Origin of the sequence: Rhodopirellula sp. P2, from assembly GCF_028768465.1 — a bacterium.
Lineage (GTDB): Bacteria > Planctomycetota > Planctomycetia > Pirellulales > Pirellulaceae > Rhodopirellula.
Genome location: NZ_CP118225.1, coordinates 4,406,049 through 4,422,353 on the forward strand (window position 1 = coordinate 4,406,049; position 16,305 = coordinate 4,422,353).

A 16,305-nucleotide genomic window follows, 5' to 3' on the forward strand; every position below is an offset into this window, starting at 1 on the left:
ATCACGCTTGGCATGGACATCATTCACTTGGCGGTTCGTTTTGTCTGACGCATTGACTCTGGATCGTTTGTGCGTGTCGGCCGGCAAACGCACGCTGCTGCAAGACGCTCATCTGGCATTTCCGGATGGCAAGATCACCGTTCTGGTCGGTGGCAGCGGTGCTGGGAAAAGCGTGCTGCTGAGAGTCCTGGCGGGCATTTTGCCTCGACACGGCGACGCGATTCAGTGGAGCGGCGACATTCACTGGCGAGGCGAGTCGGTTGATTCGCAGTCGATGCCGCGAACGGGGATTGTTTTTCAGCAGTTCGCCTTGTTCGATGAACTTTCCCCCACCGCGAATGTGCAATTCGCGATTGACCACCGTGCGGATCTCAGCGAATCGCCTCAGCACAACGCGTCGGATTGGCTGGAATTCCTTGGTGTCCCTGCATCGACACCTGTGGCGGCCCTCAGTGGTGGTCAGAAACAGCGTTTGGCGATCGCTCGGACGTTGGCATCCGCGCCTGAGATCATTCTTTACGACGAACCGACGTCCGGACTGGATGCCGCGACTGGAAAACGCGTCGCGGATTTGATCCGAGAAACGCAGTCGCGGTTTGGTCGAACCAGCATCGTTGTGACGCACGACTACGAAACGTTGCTGCCGATCGCAGACGAAGTGTTGTTGTTCGATTCTGCAGGGAAAACCATCCGCCGGATTGAGCCGAAGGACTGGAACCATGTGGCCGAGCAAATGGAGTCGGTGGCGCTGGCACCGTCACAGCTCAATGACGTTGGTGTGGAGCCTGCCACGAGTCCAGTCGAGATGGTTCGACGTGGAGCGGAACGATTCTTGGATTCGACGGGACGCAGCTTGGTCGCCGCCGCGAGGCTGCCTTGGGATGCGCGGCCGGTGGTCCCCAGCCTGAAGTGGGCGGGGCGTTTTCTCGCTCACTATTTGCGATTGGTTGGCGGTCCGTCGGCGTGGGTGTACTTGATCATCGCCGGTTTGATCGCGGGATTCACCACCACTTATTTCACGCTGCGTTTTTTGCCGTTTCGGTTGTACACCCAGCCGTTGTTGATCGATGAATTGCTCTCGTCGATTGGGTTTGCGCTGTATCGGATTTTGGTGCCGGTGTTGGCGACCGTGTTGATCGCGGCCAGGTGTGGTGCTGCGGTGGCCGCTGACGTGGGAGTCAAGCAATACGGCGGGCAGGTGGATGCGTTTCGGACGTTGGGGATTCGAGCCCCGGCGTATTTGTTGATTCCAATCTTGGCAGCCTTCCTGATTGCGACACCGATTTTGGAGTGGATCGCGTTCACTGCCTCGCACTGGATCAGCCGCATCACGTTCAACTTTTCGCATCCCGAAATTGGCGTTCATTTCTGGCAACAGCACTTCTTTCGTGCCATCACGCCCGATACGACCGGAGGATCCCTGATCACCTGGTGGAAAGGTTGGGATTGGGTGCTGGCAAAGAACTTGCTCTGTGGTTTCGGCACCGCGGCGATTGGTTACCATCAAGGGATTACCCCCAAACATTCAGCCGGTGATGTCAGTCATTGCATCACCGCAACGGTTTTGTGGACAACACTGTACGTGTTGGTCGTGCACTTCATCGTTGCGTTGCTGGAATTTTGATTTTCCCGCAGGAGACACCATGGACAAGAAGGCGAAGAAACGTTTGGACGTCATCAATAAGAAACTTCAGACCTTGCGTCCTCGACTGGCTGGTTCAAAAGAACAGGCCGACGACTTGGATGAACTGAAGGAACTGGAAGACGAAGTCAAAGCGCTCGAGGAAGAAGCCGCCAAGCTGCGGGCGTCATAGGGATGCGAACGCCACAAGTGGTGGAAGACCGATGATGAACCATGTGTGGCGACCCTATTGCCAGATGAAGACCGCGCCGCCGCCGATGAAGATCGTGGCGACGGAAGGTTGTCATTTGATTGGCGCCAGCGGCCAGCGGTGGATCGATGGCATGGCGTCGTGGTGGTCGGCCTGTCACGGGTACAATCACCCTCATGTTCGCGAGGCGGTGACGGAACAGTTGACTCGCATGCCGCATGTGATGTTCGGTGGGATCACGCATGACCCCGCCGAGCGATTGGCGTCGCGGTTGACCGTGTTGGCTCCGGGGGATTTGAATCATGTGTTCTTTTCCGACAGCGGATCGGTCGCCGTCGAAGTCGCGATGAAGATGGCGATTGGGCATTGGCGTCGCCACCATCGTCCCCGTCGCACTCGGTTCTTGGCGTTCCACAATGCGTACCATGGTGACACCACCGGTGCGATGTCATTGTGTGATCCGCAGCGAAGCATGCACGCTCGCTACAGCGACGCGATCACCAAGCAATTCCATGTGCCGCTTCCGCGAGATGAATCGGCGGACGAGGAGTTGAATCGTGTGCTCGCGGAACAGAGCGATTCCATTGCGGGCGTGTTCGTCGAACCGTTGGTGCAGGGAGCCGGCGGGATGCGATTTCACGATGTGGAGACGCTGCTTCGAATTCGCGATGCCTGTCAGCGTCACGATGTGCTGTTGATCGCCGACGAGATCGCGACCGGGTTCCAACGAACCGGCAAAATGTTCGCGGTGGACCACACCGCGGAGGACGAGCATCCGGTGGTGCCGGACATTCTGTGCTTAGGCAAAGCGCTGACAGCCGGCACGATGTCGATGGCTGTCACGATCGCCCGAACCCATGTGTTTGATTCGTTCTACGATGACGATCCTGGTGCGGCATTGATGCACGGGCCGACCTTCATGGCCAATCCGCTGGCCTGCTCTGCCGCGAATGCTTCGTTGGATCTGTTTGAGACGACTTCGTATGACATCGATCGCTTGGAATCAGTCCTTCGAGATCGATTGTCTGTGTTGCGAGAGATCGACCATGTGGCCGACGTTCGATGTTTGGGCGCGGTCGGCGTGGTCCAGTTTCGCGACCCACCGAAGATGCAGCGTGTGCAAGAGGAGTTGGTTCAGCGTGGCGTTTGGTTGCGTCCATTTGGCGACTGTTTGTACACGACACCGCCGCTGTGCATCGACGAGGATTCATTGCACCAAATTTGTGATGCCATGATTGACGCGACACACGCGACGTTGCCTTCGGGCAGTCAATTGCGATAACGCTCGTGGCATTGATTGCACGCTTGTTTCAGCCGTGTCATTGAGTGACGCAGTTCGTGCCAGTCCTTGGCTTCCACTTGGGATTCCATGGCCTGAACCAGTTCGACGGAATCGAGCATCCAGTCACGCATCTCTTCATTGCAAACCCGGTGGGATTCTCGCAGTGCCTCTTGAAGCAGTCGGACATCGCTGACATTCCAAGCGTTGTCCTTCATCGCGCTGAGCAGGACTTCGTATTGCAGTGAGGTCTCAACCATGTGGGAGGCCAGCGTGCTGATTTCGGCGATCTCGACCAGTTCAGGGAGTTCGGCGGAATCGGGTGGAGGGCGAAAGCCATCCACGTCACGCCAGAGTCCCGCGTACTGAGATCCCGTGCCAGCCCGTTTCAAGAGGTCAATGGCTTGGTCGCGATTCAGCCAACCGGCGGATTGCCCGATCACAGCGGCCATTGCGGGGCCACGGTGTTTGCCATGATGGCAATGAACATAGATGGGTTCCTGGACCTGTTGTGTCAGTGCAGCAGCGGACTTGCAGGCGTCTGGGGCCACCCCGTCGTACCCGATGGGGATATGGATGTATCGCATTCCATGCCGGCGGGCCAATTCAACCTCGGGACGCTGGCCATCCACGCTGACAATCACCTTGACGCCCAATCGAGCCAGTTCGGCGAAGGCGGCTTCGCCGACCGGCGCAGCACCGGACATCAGGTTCGGATGAACGTCGATCCGGTTTTCGAGCACGGAGTGTTCTGGTGCGACGGTCCGTTCATTCGCCGTGGCGGGCTGGTCCGCGAATGTGTGAGGCGCCCCAGCTAGCGGAGCGATGAGAAGGCAAAACCATCCAGGGACCCGAGTGATCCAATTTTTTGACTGATTCATGCCCCAAAGATAACTCATTTTGAAGCGCTGGGAAAAATCGGTCGGGAGGAATGCAGCCAGGGACGCTGAGAGAAAATTGCTCTCAAGCGTTCCTGGATACGGTGGTCGGCAAACGAGAGTCGCCGCTTCGAAAGACTTACGACTTTTTAAGTTCGATGGTCACGCTATTTTCGCCTTCGTTGACGATTGCTTGAATATCCGTGCTGGCTTCATTCCAGTATTTCTCTGGAACTGATTCATCAATTTTGACGGCCTCTGGCGACCCCTCTTCCATCGGAACCGTTCGCGGCGCGAGGTACACGCTGTAAGTTCCGGTTGGAACTGGTTCCTTCAAAGCGAATTGGCCGCCGTCTTGAATGTCCGTTCCCGCCGCTTGTCCGGTCGTTGCATCCAAGAACATGACCGCAGCGTCGTCGTAAGGTTTGCCGTTGAGAGTGACGATTCCCTCGACCGTCCCTTCCGGAGGCGAATCGCTGCACCCGATCGAAATTGTTGTGAGGAATGCCAGGCCGGTGCAGAGCATGGTGGTTGGAAGGTTCATTGAGTTTGATCGTTTCATAGGAAGTGTTGACTACTCTTGGTGGATTGGTTGTGCCAAGCAGGTCGGCTGGAATGATCGGGCACAACCATGTGAGCCGTTTGGGCGTTCGCCTGGCCTGCGCGTGAAAACCGTGGCTAACGCCAACGGCTCACATACCCGATGACACCTGCGTACCTGCTTAGCGAAATTCGCGAAGTCGAACTGATTGCCTGGTTTGGGACCGAAGGGCTCACGCCGCGCCACGGCGATTGGAACTGCCAAGGTGGCCCGTCCAATGTGTCCCGAAATCGACTGCATGCGGCTGACTGCCGACTCACTGCGGAAGCGTGGTGATTTCACCGTCGTAGCGGCAGCACAGTTGCTTCAGCAGCATGAAGTCAATTGAATCCGTGATGAACTGAACGCTGGCGTCGCCCATGACCACGTTGATGCCACCGGTGTGCATGGAATTGATCACGGTGTTGTTGCGGTACATTCGATCAGTGGCCCCAGTTTGCACGATCTGGGAGTTCGGAGCGAATCGGACGCAGGTGGTCCCGGTTTGCCAGAGGTCCCAGCTGCTGGATCCATTCACGGGACGCGGGTGCCGTGAACCCATCCATCCACCGTAATAGTTGGAGGTTCGGTTGACTCCATCGACCCAGCCTGACTGTTCCGCGATCATGATCGCATTGGTGGTTCCATCGACGACATCTCGCATCTTGATTTTTCCGTTGGGGAACAGCATCCCGTTGTTGGAGGACCAGCCGTGACCAAGGTCTGCGGTCCCTTTGTTGGGATCACCACCAGGAACTGGTCGAGCGGCGCCTTGGATTCCAACATATTGGACGTTCATAGCTCCTTCGGAGTTGTTGGAGACCGGAGCGTTCTCAAACATCTCGATCGCAGAGGACGGGCAAGCGTAGGTTGGGACGGCGAGATACTTGAGAACTTCATTGCCCTTCAACGCGTCGGCACCCGCCGCACCCCCGGCCATGAAGTGGGACGAGTAGCTGAATTCGAGCTTCTCGTGAATGTTCCCTTGTTCAATGAAAGGCAACAGCAATGCTCGCCAATTGGATCCGCTGGCGGGCCAGGCTTCTCGAAGGTTGTAGGAACCCAGAGGGAAAGTGGACATGGTGTCGTGATAGTTGTGCATCGCAAGACCGAGTTGCTTCATGTTGTTGGAACAACTCATCCGTCGGGCTGCTTCTCGGGCTGATTGGACCGCTGGCAGCAACAGCCCGACCAAGACTCCAATGATGGCAATGACAACCAGCAACTCGACCAAAGTGAATCCAGAGCGTTTCAATTTCTTCTGACTCATCGACAGGTCCCTAGGTGAGAGTTTCGAAAACGCGAGTGGGATCGAGGGATCGAAACATGGGGTGAAGAAGGGAAGAATGCTTCCCAAAAGTACGCGTCGTCGCATGAGTTCTGGTACCGGTTGGGGCGCCTCCGTCACTCACACGATGAAACGCTGATGGCAAAGGAAATGCCAACGCATGGGGGGCTGCGACGTTTTGGTTTTGGGGGGCGTTTTTCGGGGGCGACTCTTCCCGTCGTGGTGTGCAAGGTGGATGTGGCGGTCATTGGGGAGGTGCGGCGAAATCACCTGAATGCTTCCGAACGCAGCAGTCGTTGCCCATCAGATGCGCAGGTCCGCAAAGTGGGTGCGTGTTATTTGAGCGGCACCCGAAACGGGCGGATGCATGTGCACAGCGTGTGTCAGGCATTGGTTTGCGAGCGGGGGCAGACCGGTGGAATGGGCTGGCGAAGCAGGGAGCCAGCCGTTCATTCGCTAGAATCGTTACAGCCTGAACGCTTTGGCTGGTTGGGAGCAGTGAACTGAGGAATTTTTTGAGATTCCTTTGACGGCTTCGAAAAGTTTGGGTTTGCTGATGCTTGGCCGTGAAGCCAACTCTGGCTCGTGCTCAACGAACAAGGAATCAATTTGTCGTTTTACGTCTTTCTGCTGGTTTTGGTATCGCTTTGCTGTGGGTCGGCTCCCGGTTGGTCAGAGCCTTCGTTTCGGTCGGTGATTGCCAGTGTGGCGCTGGTCGCCGGATGGACGATCCTGTGTCACACCGCGGCCCGAATGATGGTGTTGCAGGTTCGTCGCGGGCACATGCGTCTGCGTGACGCGGCTCGGATGTTGGAAATTCAGCTGGACATCTTTCGGTGGCTCGGTTTGCCAGTTGTGTTGGTTTGCCTGGGGGCTTTTTCGCTAGCGGCTTGGACGCGAGAGCAACCGGTACTGGAATCCAGCATGATGCTGCAGTCGATTGTGTTGCTGGCACCTGGAATCACGATTTTGCTGGCGACATGGTCCGCCGAACATGTCTTTGGAGCCCGGTTGGGACTCACGGATTCAACGCTTCGAAATTACTTCGTGTCGCTTTGGTCGGGGCTTCGCGGCGGTCCTGTGTGGTTGATCATCCCGACGATGATGTTTCTGTTGCTGGGCGATTTGGTGGAATGGAGCCAGCCGATCGCGACTGGGAACGCGCTCGTCATTGGGATCGTCGTGGGCATTGCGGTGATTGCGTTCCTGTTGCCGTGGGTGGTTGCCCGAGTGATTCGGCAAGAACCGTTGTCCGACGAAGATCGCGAAACAATCAGCCTGTGGTTGGAACGTGTCAGTGTGCGAACCGGCGGATGGGGTGGCATGCGGATTGTGCGTTGGAACACGAACGGCCGCGTCTTCAACGCAATGGTCGCGGGGTTGTTTCGTCCAGGCCGTTTGCTGCTGTTGTCCGATCGTGTGCTCGACGAGTTGCCTCGCGGGCAAGTGTTGATGGTGGTGATGCACGAAGTCGCTCATGTGCGTCGTTGGCATGTGCCCATCCGAATGGCCGCGGTCGCACCGGCTTGGTTCGTTTCGATCTGGGTGGGATCCTTGTTCACCAACGAAGCTTGGGGAGCAACGGTTGGCGGTCTGGCTGGATTGTTGCTGACGGTGGGGACGCTGAGTGCGGTGGCGTATCTGACAGAATGGGATGCCGACGCGGTCGCTTGCAAGTTGGCAGTCAAAGCGGGTGGCCAGGCGGAAGGCATGCCGGCTACCGAAGCGGAAGCGGCGGGAATGATGGCCGCCGCGTTGGGGCGAGTCACAGCCGGCCATCCCGCGGCCCGCCGAGCGAGTTGGTTGCATCCAAGTTTGGCCATGCGTGTCAAGCGATTGGCCAAACCACCACGCATTCACCTGATTTGACCCAAGCGACGCAGCGACAATCAAAAGATGGGGAAGGACGATGGGAGGGGTTTGAGTTAGAATCGGCGTCCCCTCACACGTCCCCACCAATGAAGAGCTGTTTGCATGCGTTCCCGCTATCTTCTGTGTTTGCTTGTTGGACTGATGGTTTTGTCCAATGGGTTCGCACCCGCCCCAGTCACGGCGGACACCCCACCTAGCCAACCGAACATCTTGTTCGTTCTCTACGACGACCTTGGTTGGGGCGATCTGGGGTGTTATTACCAGAACGAATCCAAGCACGACCGGACGCATCAAACGCCCCACTGGGATGCGATGGCCGCCGAAGGCTTGCAGATGCGAAATCACTACTGCCCGGCTCCCGTGTGTGCTCCCAGTCGTGCGTCGTTGCTGACGGGGGTTCACCAAGGGCATGCCGCGGTTCGCGACAATCAGTTCGACAAGGCATTGCCGGATGTGCCGACGGTGGCGTCGGTTTTGAAAGACGCGGGCTACACGACTGCCTTGATCGGCAAGTACGGATTGCAGGGGGACGGCAACAACGCCCAGAGTTGGCCCGCGTATCCGACCAAACGTGGCTTTGATGAATTCTTTGGCTACGTTCGGCATCGCGACGGTCACAATCACTATCCTGCTGACAAGTGGCCGCTTGCCAACAGTGAGGCGCACGCCAACCCGGTGGAACTCTGGCACAACGACGATGAAATTTCGTCTCAGCTGAAGGGCTGTTACACCGCCGATTTGTTCACCGCGAAAACAAAGCAGTTCTTGGTCGATCATCAATCCCAATCGGCGGACGAACCCTTTTTCGTGTTCTTGTCCTACGACACGCCTCACGCCTCGATCCAGTACCCGGCGTCGCCCTATCCAGAAGGCCAGGGAGTCAACGGCGGCGTGCAGTGGCTCGGCGAGACCGATCGCATGATCAACACGGTCGGGACGATCGACACTTACAAGCACCCGGATTACGCCAATCAAGGTTGGACGGATGCCGAGGTTCGATTTGCGACCAGCGTTCGTCGTCTCGATGATTTGATGGGCGACCTGCTGCAAACCCTTCGCGACCTGAAGATGGATGAGAACACGCTGGTGGTTCTTTCCAGTGACAACGGACCGCACAGTGAATCGTACCTCCGCGACGTGAACTACAAACCAACCTCGTTTCAATCATACGGTCCCTTCGATGGGATGAAGCGTGATTGCTACGAAGGCGGGATCCGAGTTCCGACCATCGCGTGGTGGCCCGGAAAGATCTCACCAGGAGTGGATCGTAACCCGAGCCAGTTCCATGATTGGTTGACCACGTTCGCTGATTTGGCGGGAGCCACGATTCCAGCACGAGCGGACGGTGTTTCGTTGGCACCGACGTTGTTGAAGAACGGCGAACAGGCTGCCCCGACGACTTACGTCGAGTATTTCAACGGAGGCAAAACGCCCGACTACAACGACTTCGAGCCCGCCCGACGCGGCGCTCGTCGAGGGCAAATGCAAGCGATCTTCTTGGAGGGGTACAAAGGCGTCCGGCACAACATTCAGTCGCACTCGGATCCCTTCCAAATCTACGATGTGGCCAACGACCCCGGCGAAGCGAACAACTTGGCAGGAACCTCCGCAGAAATGGATGCGTTGCAACAACGAATGCATGACCGTGTTTTGCAGGTCCGCTCGATCAATGCGTCCGCTCCGCGTCCCTACGATCAGGCCCCGATCCCGGCGGATGATTCCTTGGATGCCGATGCTCCGATGGCCGTCAGTTATAGCCCCACTGAAACGGCGGTGGTCTCGCGTTTGAATGCCTCTGATTCGACCGTGGTCGACATCCAGAAACTGGACGTCGACGAAGCGTTGCGAACCGCTGGCAAGGGAAACGTTCGCGTGCAATCGGTTTTGAATGTTGCCAAAACCGGACGCTATGAACTGCGATTGACCGCGACCGGCGACGCGGTGCTGCGGTTGCATGATGCCGCTTTGATTGACACCACGGGCCAATCGAAAACCGAAGCGTCCGTCGAGGTCATTCTCGAAGCGGGGACGCACCCGGTTGACATGATCGTCCGTTTGGCGGGCAATGATTCGGTTCCGGCATTGGAACTGAATGAGCTGCCAGACGCTCCCCAGAAGTCACGCCAACCAGCAAAGAAGAAGAGGAACTCCAAATGAATGCTCCCGCCGAACCGCTTCGCTATGCAATTCTTGGAAGTGGTGCGGTCGGCGGGCTGTATGGAGCCATGTTGGCGAAATCCGGATGCGACGTTCATTTTCTGTTGCATTCGGATTTTGACCACGTTCGCAAAAATGGATTGCGAATTGACAGCGTGCAGGGAGACTTTGTCTTGGAATCGCCGCAGATTTACCAGTCGGTGGAATCGATGCCGAAGTGCGATGTGGTGATCGTGGCACTCAAGTCCACTCGCAACGCGTTGCTGGATGAGTGGTTGCCGCAGGTCACGGCCGAGGATGGCGTCGTGCTGACGTTGCAAAATGGATTGAACGTCGAGGCCGATGTTCGCAGGACCATCCCTGCGGGGCACGTGCTGGGCGGATGCTGTTTTCTGTGCAGCAACAAGGTGGGTCCGGGGCACATCCATCACCTGGACTACGGCCGAATCGCATTTGGTGCCTACCAAGAACCGGGCGAGGATCATTCCTGGGCGGAGACCGCCGGGCACCGGATCGAAGCAGACATGAAGTCAGCGGGCATCGATGCCAATTGGAGCGATGATCTGGCCAAGACTCGTTGGCGAAAGCTGATGTGGAACATCCCGTTCAATGGATTGTCAGTGGTCTTGGATGCGTCAACGGACCGGATCATTGGATCGCAGCCGGGCCGCGAATTGGCCATGCAGTTGATCTCGGAAGTTCACGCCGGTGCGGCAGCCTGTGGTGTTGAGATCGACGCGAAAGCGATCCGGGCGACGATGGAGCACACCGAGACCATGGTTCCCTACGACAGCAGCATGCGATTGGATTTCCTCGCCAAACGCCCGATGGAAGTGGAAGCGATCTTTGGAAATCCACTGCGGGCGATCGGCGATCAAGCCAGCCAGATCGCCCCTTCGATTTCGATGCTGTATCAGCAACTCGCTTTTTTCAACGAAGCGATCTGCCAAGACGCGTGAGCGTTCCGCACGAGCCCCGGTTCTGTGCGGTAACCGGGGCAAACGCCAAACGGCTCTCATCCCCGAAGACTCTTGCCCACCTGTTTAACCGAGAGCCTTCTTGGAGACGGCAATGCGTTTTCGGTCGAGGTCGATCTCAAGCACTTTGACTTTGACCACGTCGCCGACGGAAACCACCTCGGATGGGTCGCTGACAAATTGGTTGGATAGTTGAGAAACGTGAATCAAACCGTCTTGATGGACGCCCAGGTCAATGAAGGCACCAAAGTGGGTGACGTTGGTGATCACGCCTTCCAGGACCATTCCCTGACGCAGGTCCTCCATGGACTGAACCGAGTCATCGAACTGGGCAACTTTGAATTCGCTGCGTGGGTCGCGTCCCGGTTTGCCCAGTTCCGCGATGATGTCGCGAATGGTGGGGATTCCAAACCGGTCATCCACAAAGGATTCCGGTTGCAGTTTTTGGCTCAGTGTCGCGTTGCCGACCAAGGTTTTGACGTCGGCTTTGAGTTCCTTCGCCATGCGGCTGACCAGCGAGTAGCTTTCGGGGTGCACGGCGGAGTTGTCGAGTGGTTCATCGCCACCGCGGATGCGTAGAAAACCGGCGGCTTGCTCAAACGCCTTCTTGCCGAGTTTCGGAACCTTGGTCAATTCTTTCCGGCTTCCGAAACGACCGTTGGTGTCTCGATACTGAACGATGTTCTCGGCCAGTTTCGGACCGATCCCTGCGACACGTGAAAGCAACGGCACACTGGCCATGTTCAAGTCCACTCCGACATGGTTGACGCAACTTTCGACGGTCCGGTCGAGGCACTTGCGGAGGAGAGGCTGGTTGACGTCGTGCTGGTACTGACCCACACCGATTGATTTCGGGTCGGTCTTGACCAATTCCGCGAGTGGATCTTGCAGACGCCGTGCGATGCTGATGGCACCCCGAACGGTGACGTCCAAATCGGGGAACTCTTTTCCTGCCAATTCGCTGGCCGAATAGATCGACGCGCCTGATTCGCTAACCATCACTTTGGTGACGTCCAGTTGATTGTCGCGAATCAGTTCGCCGACGAAGGCATCGGTTTCGCGCGACGCGGTGCCGTTGCCGATGGCGATCAATTCAACATGGTGTTTTTGGATGAGCGACAACAACTGTTTCGATGCACCAGCGGTGTCGGATTTGGGCGGCGTGGGGTAGATCGTCGTGTTGGCCAAGAATTTGCCGGTGCCATCGACCACAGCGACTTTGCAGCCTGTGCGAAATCCAGGGTCGATTCCGATCGTCACCCGTGGACCGCCGGGTGGTGACATCAACAGTTCGTGCAAGTTCTTGCCAAACACACCGATGGCGTCCTCATCGGCCTTTTCTTTCAGCATTTGAAGCACGGTGGATTGCGTGGCAGGTTGTAGCAAACGTTGAAAGCAATCTTCGGCGGCGGATTCCAGTTCTTTTGCGAACTCAAAGGAGCGGTTGCGAATGAAGGTCGATTGAATGTGCGAGATCGCTCGGTCTTCTTCCATTTGCAATCCGACTCGCAAGACCCCTTCTGCTTCGCCACGCAGCATGGCGAGCAGTCGGTGACCGGGAATCCGCGCGGCCGGCTCGGCACGATCCAGGTAGGCCTCGTATTTATCGGCCTGGTCCTTCTTGCCGCGTTTGACGGCGGAGGTGATCTTCCCGAACTTGGTTCCCTTTTCGACCATCCACTCGCGAACCGGCGCGTCCTCACTCCATTGTTCCGCAATGATGTCCAGCGCGCCTGCCAGGGCTGCATCGCCATCCGTGACTTCCAGGTCGGGGTTGACGAAGCCCGCGAGGGTTTGCTGCTTGGATTGAGGCAGCTTGGTTTGTTTTAGCAGCAGATCCGCCAGCGGCTGCAGTCCTTTTTCACGCGCGATGGTGGCTCGTGTGCGGCGTTTGGGTTTGTAGGGCAGGTACAGAGCTTCCAGTGTTCGCAAATCGTTGCAGGCTTCGATTTGCTTTCGCAGGTCCGCGGTCAGGGCGCCTTGTTCTTCGATCGTTTTCAAGACCGTGGTTTTCCGAGCCTGCAACGCGTTGTGCTTTTCGAGCGCGTCCTCGATCGCACGCAGCGCGATTTCGTCCAGTCCCCCGGTGGCTTCTTTGCGGTACCGAGCGATGAAGGGAATCGTGTTGCCGGCTTCGAGCAGTTCGATGACCGCGGCGACTTGTTTCTCAGGAAGATTCAGTTCTCGAGCGATGATTTGCATGGGACGGATGGTCTGAGCTGCGACAGGAAACGAAGGGCAGGGACTGATTCAGGAATTGGTCTCCGGAGGTCAGGCCCCGGAGAAAGGATCGCGAACGACCCGATCGGCATTGATAGTCAAGCGTGCCGGCGTTGTGCCATCTCAAAATGGTGTTTCACGGCGCGGCCGCTGATGGTGGTCTTTTCCAGCAGCTCTTTTGTGATTGCTCGGATGGCGTCCACGTTGGCCTCGTCGTGGAGAATGTGTTCCGTTTTCGCGAGCATGCGTTTGAGCAAGGTTTCGTGTTGTCGCTCGGTGGCGGCTCGGGTGCACAAGCGAGCCGAAACGTCCCGTAGATCCTGGGAGGCCCCAGCTTGGCAGTAGACACCGGTGAAGCGAGCCTCGGACACCATTCCCGCCAGCAACACCAACACGTCGTCCTCGAGCTGGTCCTTGCTGCCTTTGGAGCGGCCTTTTTTGATCTCGCACGTGCCCAGCCGCGACCCACCGAACTGCAATTTACCGGGAGCGATCGTGACTTTCTGAACGCTGCGTCCAACCGCGAGCGCCATCACAGCGTGCCCGGCCTCATGAAAGGCGGTCGCGATGAGTTCCTTGGTGGCCGCCGGGATGGGGCTGGGGGCCGCCGATTCAGAGTTGGTTTCGCGAGAATTCATCACGGCAGTCTAGGTCAGAATAACAATCCCGGCGATCGCGGGCGGACGAGTGGCGGGACTTCGGACCAGGGCAACCCAGATCCTTCATTTTTAGTTTGTCGGTTACTGAATCGACAATTGTCATCTGTCAAAACATCAATCCGAAGCGCGAGCGAGGCAGTGAACAGGAAATCCCTGCTCTCGCGTCGGGGGCGTATCATACCAACTTCGTTTTCTTGGTGATCACTGGGAACAACGGCCACGTGTTGGTACAGGTTGACAGCTGCTGCCCACCAGCACAGCAAGTTCTTGTTAAAATGTTTGGTCAGGGAACCCGGTATTTGTCGTTTGGTTTTTGTCTGTTCGGTCGCTCCCATCCTTTTCCCCACTCCGAAATTTGCCATGGAACGTCGCTCCTTTCTAGCTGCCAGCGCTGCCGCTGCCACCGTTGCTGCCACCCACGCCAAGTCGGCTTCGGCCGATGAAAGCCGTCGTCCTCGACGCGTCGCCTTGATCGGGTGCGGTTGGTATGGCAAGTGCGATTTGCTGCAGTTGCTCAACATCGAACCGGTCGAAGTGGTTTCGCTTTGCGACGTCGACCAAAAGCTACTCGATGAGTGTGCGGACCTGATCGCCACCCGGCAGAAGTCGGGCAAGCGACCGGAGACTTTCACAAACTACGAGGTTCTGCTGGCCAAGAAGAATGCCGACATCGTGTTGGTCGCCACTCCCGATCACTGGCACGCTTTGGCGATGATCGCCGCGGTCGAATCCGGAGCAGACGTCTACGTGCAGAAGCCAACCGGCGTCGACACGTTGGAAAGCAAAGCGATGTTGGATGCGGCTCGGCGAACGGGGCGGGTCGTGCAAGTCGGCACGCAACGTCGGAGCACACCGCACTTGATCGACGCCAAGAAGAACGTCGTCGACGCTGGTTTGCTGGGCAACGTCGCATTCGCCGAAGTGTGTTGTTACTACCACATGCGAGCGAACAAAAATCCACCGGCGATCGATCCACCGGCCCATTTTGATTATGAAGCCTGGACGGGGCCCGCGCCGATGCGTCCCTACACGGAACTGACTCACCCGAGAAAGTGGCGAGCGTTCATGGAATACGGGAACGGCATTGTCGGGGACATGTGTGTGCACATGCTGGACTTGGTGCGCTGGCAACTGGATTTGGGATGGCCCAAACGGATCAGCAGCGTCGGTGGGATCATGGTCCAAAAGGATTCAATCGCCAACATCACCGACACCCAAACCGCGACGTTTGACTTTGATGAGTTGGATGTGGTTTGGACCCATCGAAGTTGGGGCAGTGCTCCTGACCCAGAGTATCCCTGGGCCGCCAAAATCTATGGTGACAAGGGCACGTTGAAGTTGAGCGTGAACAAGTTCGAATTCGAACCACGCGGCGGTGGCAAGAAGATTTCCGGTGAAGCCGTGATTGAAACGGATCAGTACCCGACCGATGTCACGGACAAAGAAAAGTGGTCATTGGAATTGCACGTCGCCTCCGCCATTCGTGGTCACATGCGAGACTTCCTCGATGCCATCGACAACCGCACGAAACCGGTGGCAGACATCGAGCAAGGTCATATCAGCAGCGCGTCGTGCTTCATGGCAAACGTGGCCATGGAACTTGGTCGAACACTTGAGTTCGATCCCGAAACTCACTCGATTGTCGGTGATGATGAAGCGACTCAAAAACTGAAGAGAAGCTATCGGTCTCCTTACCAGCACCCGGCTGATCGAGCGTAATCTTCCAGGGACAGGACACTGGCTGGCACCTTCTGGCATTCTGGTAGGCACCGTCCGGCAGCGAGGGAATCGGGGGAAATTGCTGTTCGGGCGGTTCATCAATCCGGGGCCTGACGACCCCGGCAATGGATGTGTCGACCCTTCGGGCCTGCCGCCGCTCGGCGGCTTGTTGAGCGAAGGTGGTGACGACCGAGACCTCGGGTTAAAAACCCGAGGCTGACAACTGTCACCGCTCCGCGGTTGTTGTCGCCACCCAAAATCGCACAACCAGTCGCGGAGCGACGGCAGCCGAAAGCCTTGGGTTTCAACCCAAGGTCACCTGCCGACAGCCAAGTCCCCAAGTCGCGGAGCGACGACAGTTGTTTGCCGCTCCGTCCGATCGAGCCAGGAAATGGCTTGGCACCTTGCGGACATGACTGACAACAGACGCAAGAGCTGCGAGATCGCTGCTCATGGCTGCTTCGGAATCAGGCCGGTGCTATGTCCGACCAAACGGCGAATTCGTTGCCCGAGGGTTCGGTGAAGTGAAACCGGCGACCGCCGGGGAACGCAAAAATCTCTTGAACGATCTGGCCGCCACAGGCTTGCACCTTGGTCTGCGTGGCCTCCAGGTCATCGCTGTAGAACACGACCAACGCGGATCCATTGGCGGTCGTGGATGACTTGTCCGATTGATAGAACCCGCCGTCCAATCCCGCTGCTTTGTCGAACGCAGTGTATTGCGGCCCGTAGTCGGTGAACTTCCAAGCAAAGCAGGATTGAAAAAAAGCTTTGGTCGCGGCCAGATCCTGGGCGGGGAGCTCCAGGTAGTTGATCAATTCGTGTTGGTTGGACATTCAGAATC

13 protein-coding genes are annotated in these 16,305 nt (G+C 57.4%); 7 read left to right on the forward strand and 6 right to left on the reverse strand.

Going from position 1 to position 16,305, the window contains the following annotated elements:
• Positions 1-40: 40 nt before the first annotated feature.
• Genes PSR62_RS15580 through PSR62_RS15590 form a run of 3 tightly spaced genes read left to right on the forward strand, consistent with a single transcriptional unit; the run spans position 41 to position 3,114 of the window.
• Positions 41-1,624 (forward strand): ABC transporter permease, encoded by a 1,584-nt coding sequence (locus PSR62_RS15580; protein WP_338020205.1) that lies wholly within the window; start codon positions 41-43, stop codon positions 1,622-1,624.
• A 19-nt stretch (positions 1,625-1,643) separates the two neighbouring features.
• Positions 1,644-1,814 (forward strand): hypothetical protein, encoded by a 171-nt coding sequence (locus PSR62_RS15585; protein WP_274403919.1) that lies wholly within the window; start codon positions 1,644-1,646, stop codon positions 1,812-1,814.
• A 31-nt stretch (positions 1,815-1,845) separates the two neighbouring features.
• The gene (locus PSR62_RS15590) at positions 1,846-3,114 is read left to right on the forward strand and encodes an adenosylmethionine--8-amino-7-oxononanoate transaminase (protein WP_274403920.1); all 1,269 of its coding nucleotides are present in this window, start codon (positions 1,846-1,848) and stop codon (positions 3,112-3,114) included.
• Here the strand turns inward: PSR62_RS15590 and PSR62_RS15595 are convergent.
• The 3 genes from PSR62_RS15595 to PSR62_RS15605 form a co-directional block, all read right to left on the reverse strand.
• On the reverse strand, positions 3,102-3,818 hold the full coding sequence (locus tag PSR62_RS15595; RefSeq protein ID WP_274403921.1) for a hypothetical protein: 717 nt from the start codon (positions 3,816-3,818) through the stop codon (positions 3,102-3,104). The two genes, PSR62_RS15590 and PSR62_RS15595, sit on opposite strands and share 13 nt — an antisense overlap.
• 310 nt (positions 3,819-4,128) lie before the next feature.
• Complete coding sequence (locus PSR62_RS15600; RefSeq protein WP_274403922.1) at positions 4,129-4,533, reverse strand: carboxypeptidase regulatory-like domain-containing protein; 405 nt, start codon at positions 4,531-4,533, stop codon at positions 4,129-4,131.
• Positions 4,534-4,846: 313 nt separating this feature from the next.
• The gene (locus PSR62_RS15605; RefSeq protein ID WP_274403923.1) at positions 4,847-5,839 is read right to left on the reverse strand and encodes a DUF1559 domain-containing protein; all 993 of its coding nucleotides are present in this window, start codon (positions 5,837-5,839) and stop codon (positions 4,847-4,849) included.
• A gap of 603 nt (positions 5,840-6,442) precedes the next feature.
• On the opposite strand from PSR62_RS15605, the gene PSR62_RS15610 reads away from it, so the two are divergent.
• The 3 genes from PSR62_RS15610 (at position 6,443) to PSR62_RS15620 (ending at position 10,845) form a co-directional block, all read left to right on the forward strand.
• Complete coding sequence (locus PSR62_RS15610) at positions 6,443-7,726, forward strand: M48 family metalloprotease (protein ID WP_274403924.1); 1,284 nt, start codon at positions 6,443-6,445, stop codon at positions 7,724-7,726.
• Positions 7,727-7,831: 105 nt separating this feature from the next.
• Positions 7,832-9,886, forward strand: a complete 2,055-nt coding sequence (locus tag PSR62_RS15615) for a sulfatase-like hydrolase/transferase (protein WP_274403925.1) — start codon at positions 7,832-7,834, stop codon at positions 9,884-9,886.
• Positions 9,883-10,845: a putative 2-dehydropantoate 2-reductase gene (locus tag PSR62_RS15620; RefSeq protein ID WP_274403926.1), complete on the forward strand. Its 963-nt coding sequence runs from the start codon at positions 9,883-9,885 to the stop codon at positions 10,843-10,845. Before PSR62_RS15615 ends, PSR62_RS15620 begins: the two co-directional genes overlap by 4 nt.
• A gap of 84 nt (positions 10,846-10,929) precedes the next feature.
• Here PSR62_RS15620 and PSR62_RS15625 read toward each other — a convergent pair whose 3' ends face one another.
• Together PSR62_RS15625 and PSR62_RS15630 are read right to left on the reverse strand one after the other, a co-directional pair.
• Positions 10,930-13,065 carry a Tex family protein gene (locus tag PSR62_RS15625; RefSeq protein ID WP_274403927.1) on the reverse strand — a complete coding sequence of 712 codons (2,136 nt, stop codon included), beginning with the start codon at positions 13,063-13,065 and terminating at the stop codon, positions 10,930-10,932.
• Between the two features lie 116 nt (positions 13,066-13,181).
• On the reverse strand, positions 13,182-13,721 hold the full coding sequence (locus PSR62_RS15630; protein WP_274403928.1) for a M50 family metallopeptidase: 540 nt from the start codon (positions 13,719-13,721) through the stop codon (positions 13,182-13,184).
• A gap of 381 nt (positions 13,722-14,102) precedes the next feature.
• Here PSR62_RS15630 and PSR62_RS15635 point away from each other — a divergent pair, with 381 nt between their 5' ends.
• On the forward strand, positions 14,103-15,461 hold the full coding sequence (locus tag PSR62_RS15635; RefSeq protein WP_274403929.1) for a Gfo/Idh/MocA family protein: 1,359 nt from the start codon (positions 14,103-14,105) through the stop codon (positions 15,459-15,461).
• A gap of 467 nt (positions 15,462-15,928) precedes the next feature.
• Here PSR62_RS15635 and PSR62_RS15640 read toward each other — a convergent pair whose 3' ends face one another.
• Positions 15,929-16,297, reverse strand: a complete 369-nt coding sequence (locus PSR62_RS15640) for a VOC family protein (RefSeq protein ID WP_274403930.1) — start codon at positions 16,295-16,297, stop codon at positions 15,929-15,931.
• Positions 16,298-16,305 lie beyond the last annotated feature (8 nt).

What these genes read in the sequence shown, in the direction of transcription:
- PSR62_RS15635 (WP_274403929.1), top strand. Translation starts at nt 14,103, where the DNA reads ATGGAACGTCGCTCCTTTCTAGCTGCCAGCGCTGCCGCTGCCACCGTT.
- PSR62_RS15585 (WP_274403919.1), top strand. Translation starts at nt 1,644, where the DNA reads ATGGACAAGAAGGCGAAGAAACGTTTGGACGTCATCAATAAGAAACTT.
- PSR62_RS15605 (WP_274403923.1), bottom strand. Translation starts at nt 5,839, where the DNA reads ATGAGTCAGAAGAAATTGAAACGCTCTGGATTCACTTTGGTCGAGTTG.
- PSR62_RS15625 (WP_274403927.1), bottom strand. Translation starts at nt 13,065, where the DNA reads ATGCAAATCATCGCTCGAGAACTGAATCTTCCTGAGAAACAAGTCGCC.
- PSR62_RS15620 (WP_274403926.1), top strand. Translation starts at nt 9,883, where the DNA reads ATGAATGCTCCCGCCGAACCGCTTCGCTATGCAATTCTTGGAAGTGGT.
- PSR62_RS15600 (WP_274403922.1), bottom strand. Translation starts at nt 4,533, where the DNA reads ATGAACCTTCCAACCACCATGCTCTGCACCGGCCTGGCATTCCTCACA.
- PSR62_RS15590 (WP_274403920.1), top strand. Translation starts at nt 1,846, where the DNA reads ATGATGAACCATGTGTGGCGACCCTATTGCCAGATGAAGACCGCGCCG.
- PSR62_RS15640 (WP_274403930.1), bottom strand. Translation starts at nt 16,297, where the DNA reads ATGTCCAACCAACACGAATTGATCAACTACCTGGAGCTCCCCGCCCAG.
- PSR62_RS15595 (WP_274403921.1), bottom strand. Translation starts at nt 3,818, where the DNA reads ATGTCCGGTGCTGCGCCGGTCGGCGAAGCCGCCTTCGCCGAACTGGCT.
- PSR62_RS15630 (WP_274403928.1), bottom strand. Translation starts at nt 13,721, where the DNA reads ATGAATTCTCGCGAAACCAACTCTGAATCGGCGGCCCCCAGCCCCATC.
- PSR62_RS15615 (WP_274403925.1), top strand. Translation starts at nt 7,832, where the DNA reads ATGCGTTCCCGCTATCTTCTGTGTTTGCTTGTTGGACTGATGGTTTTG.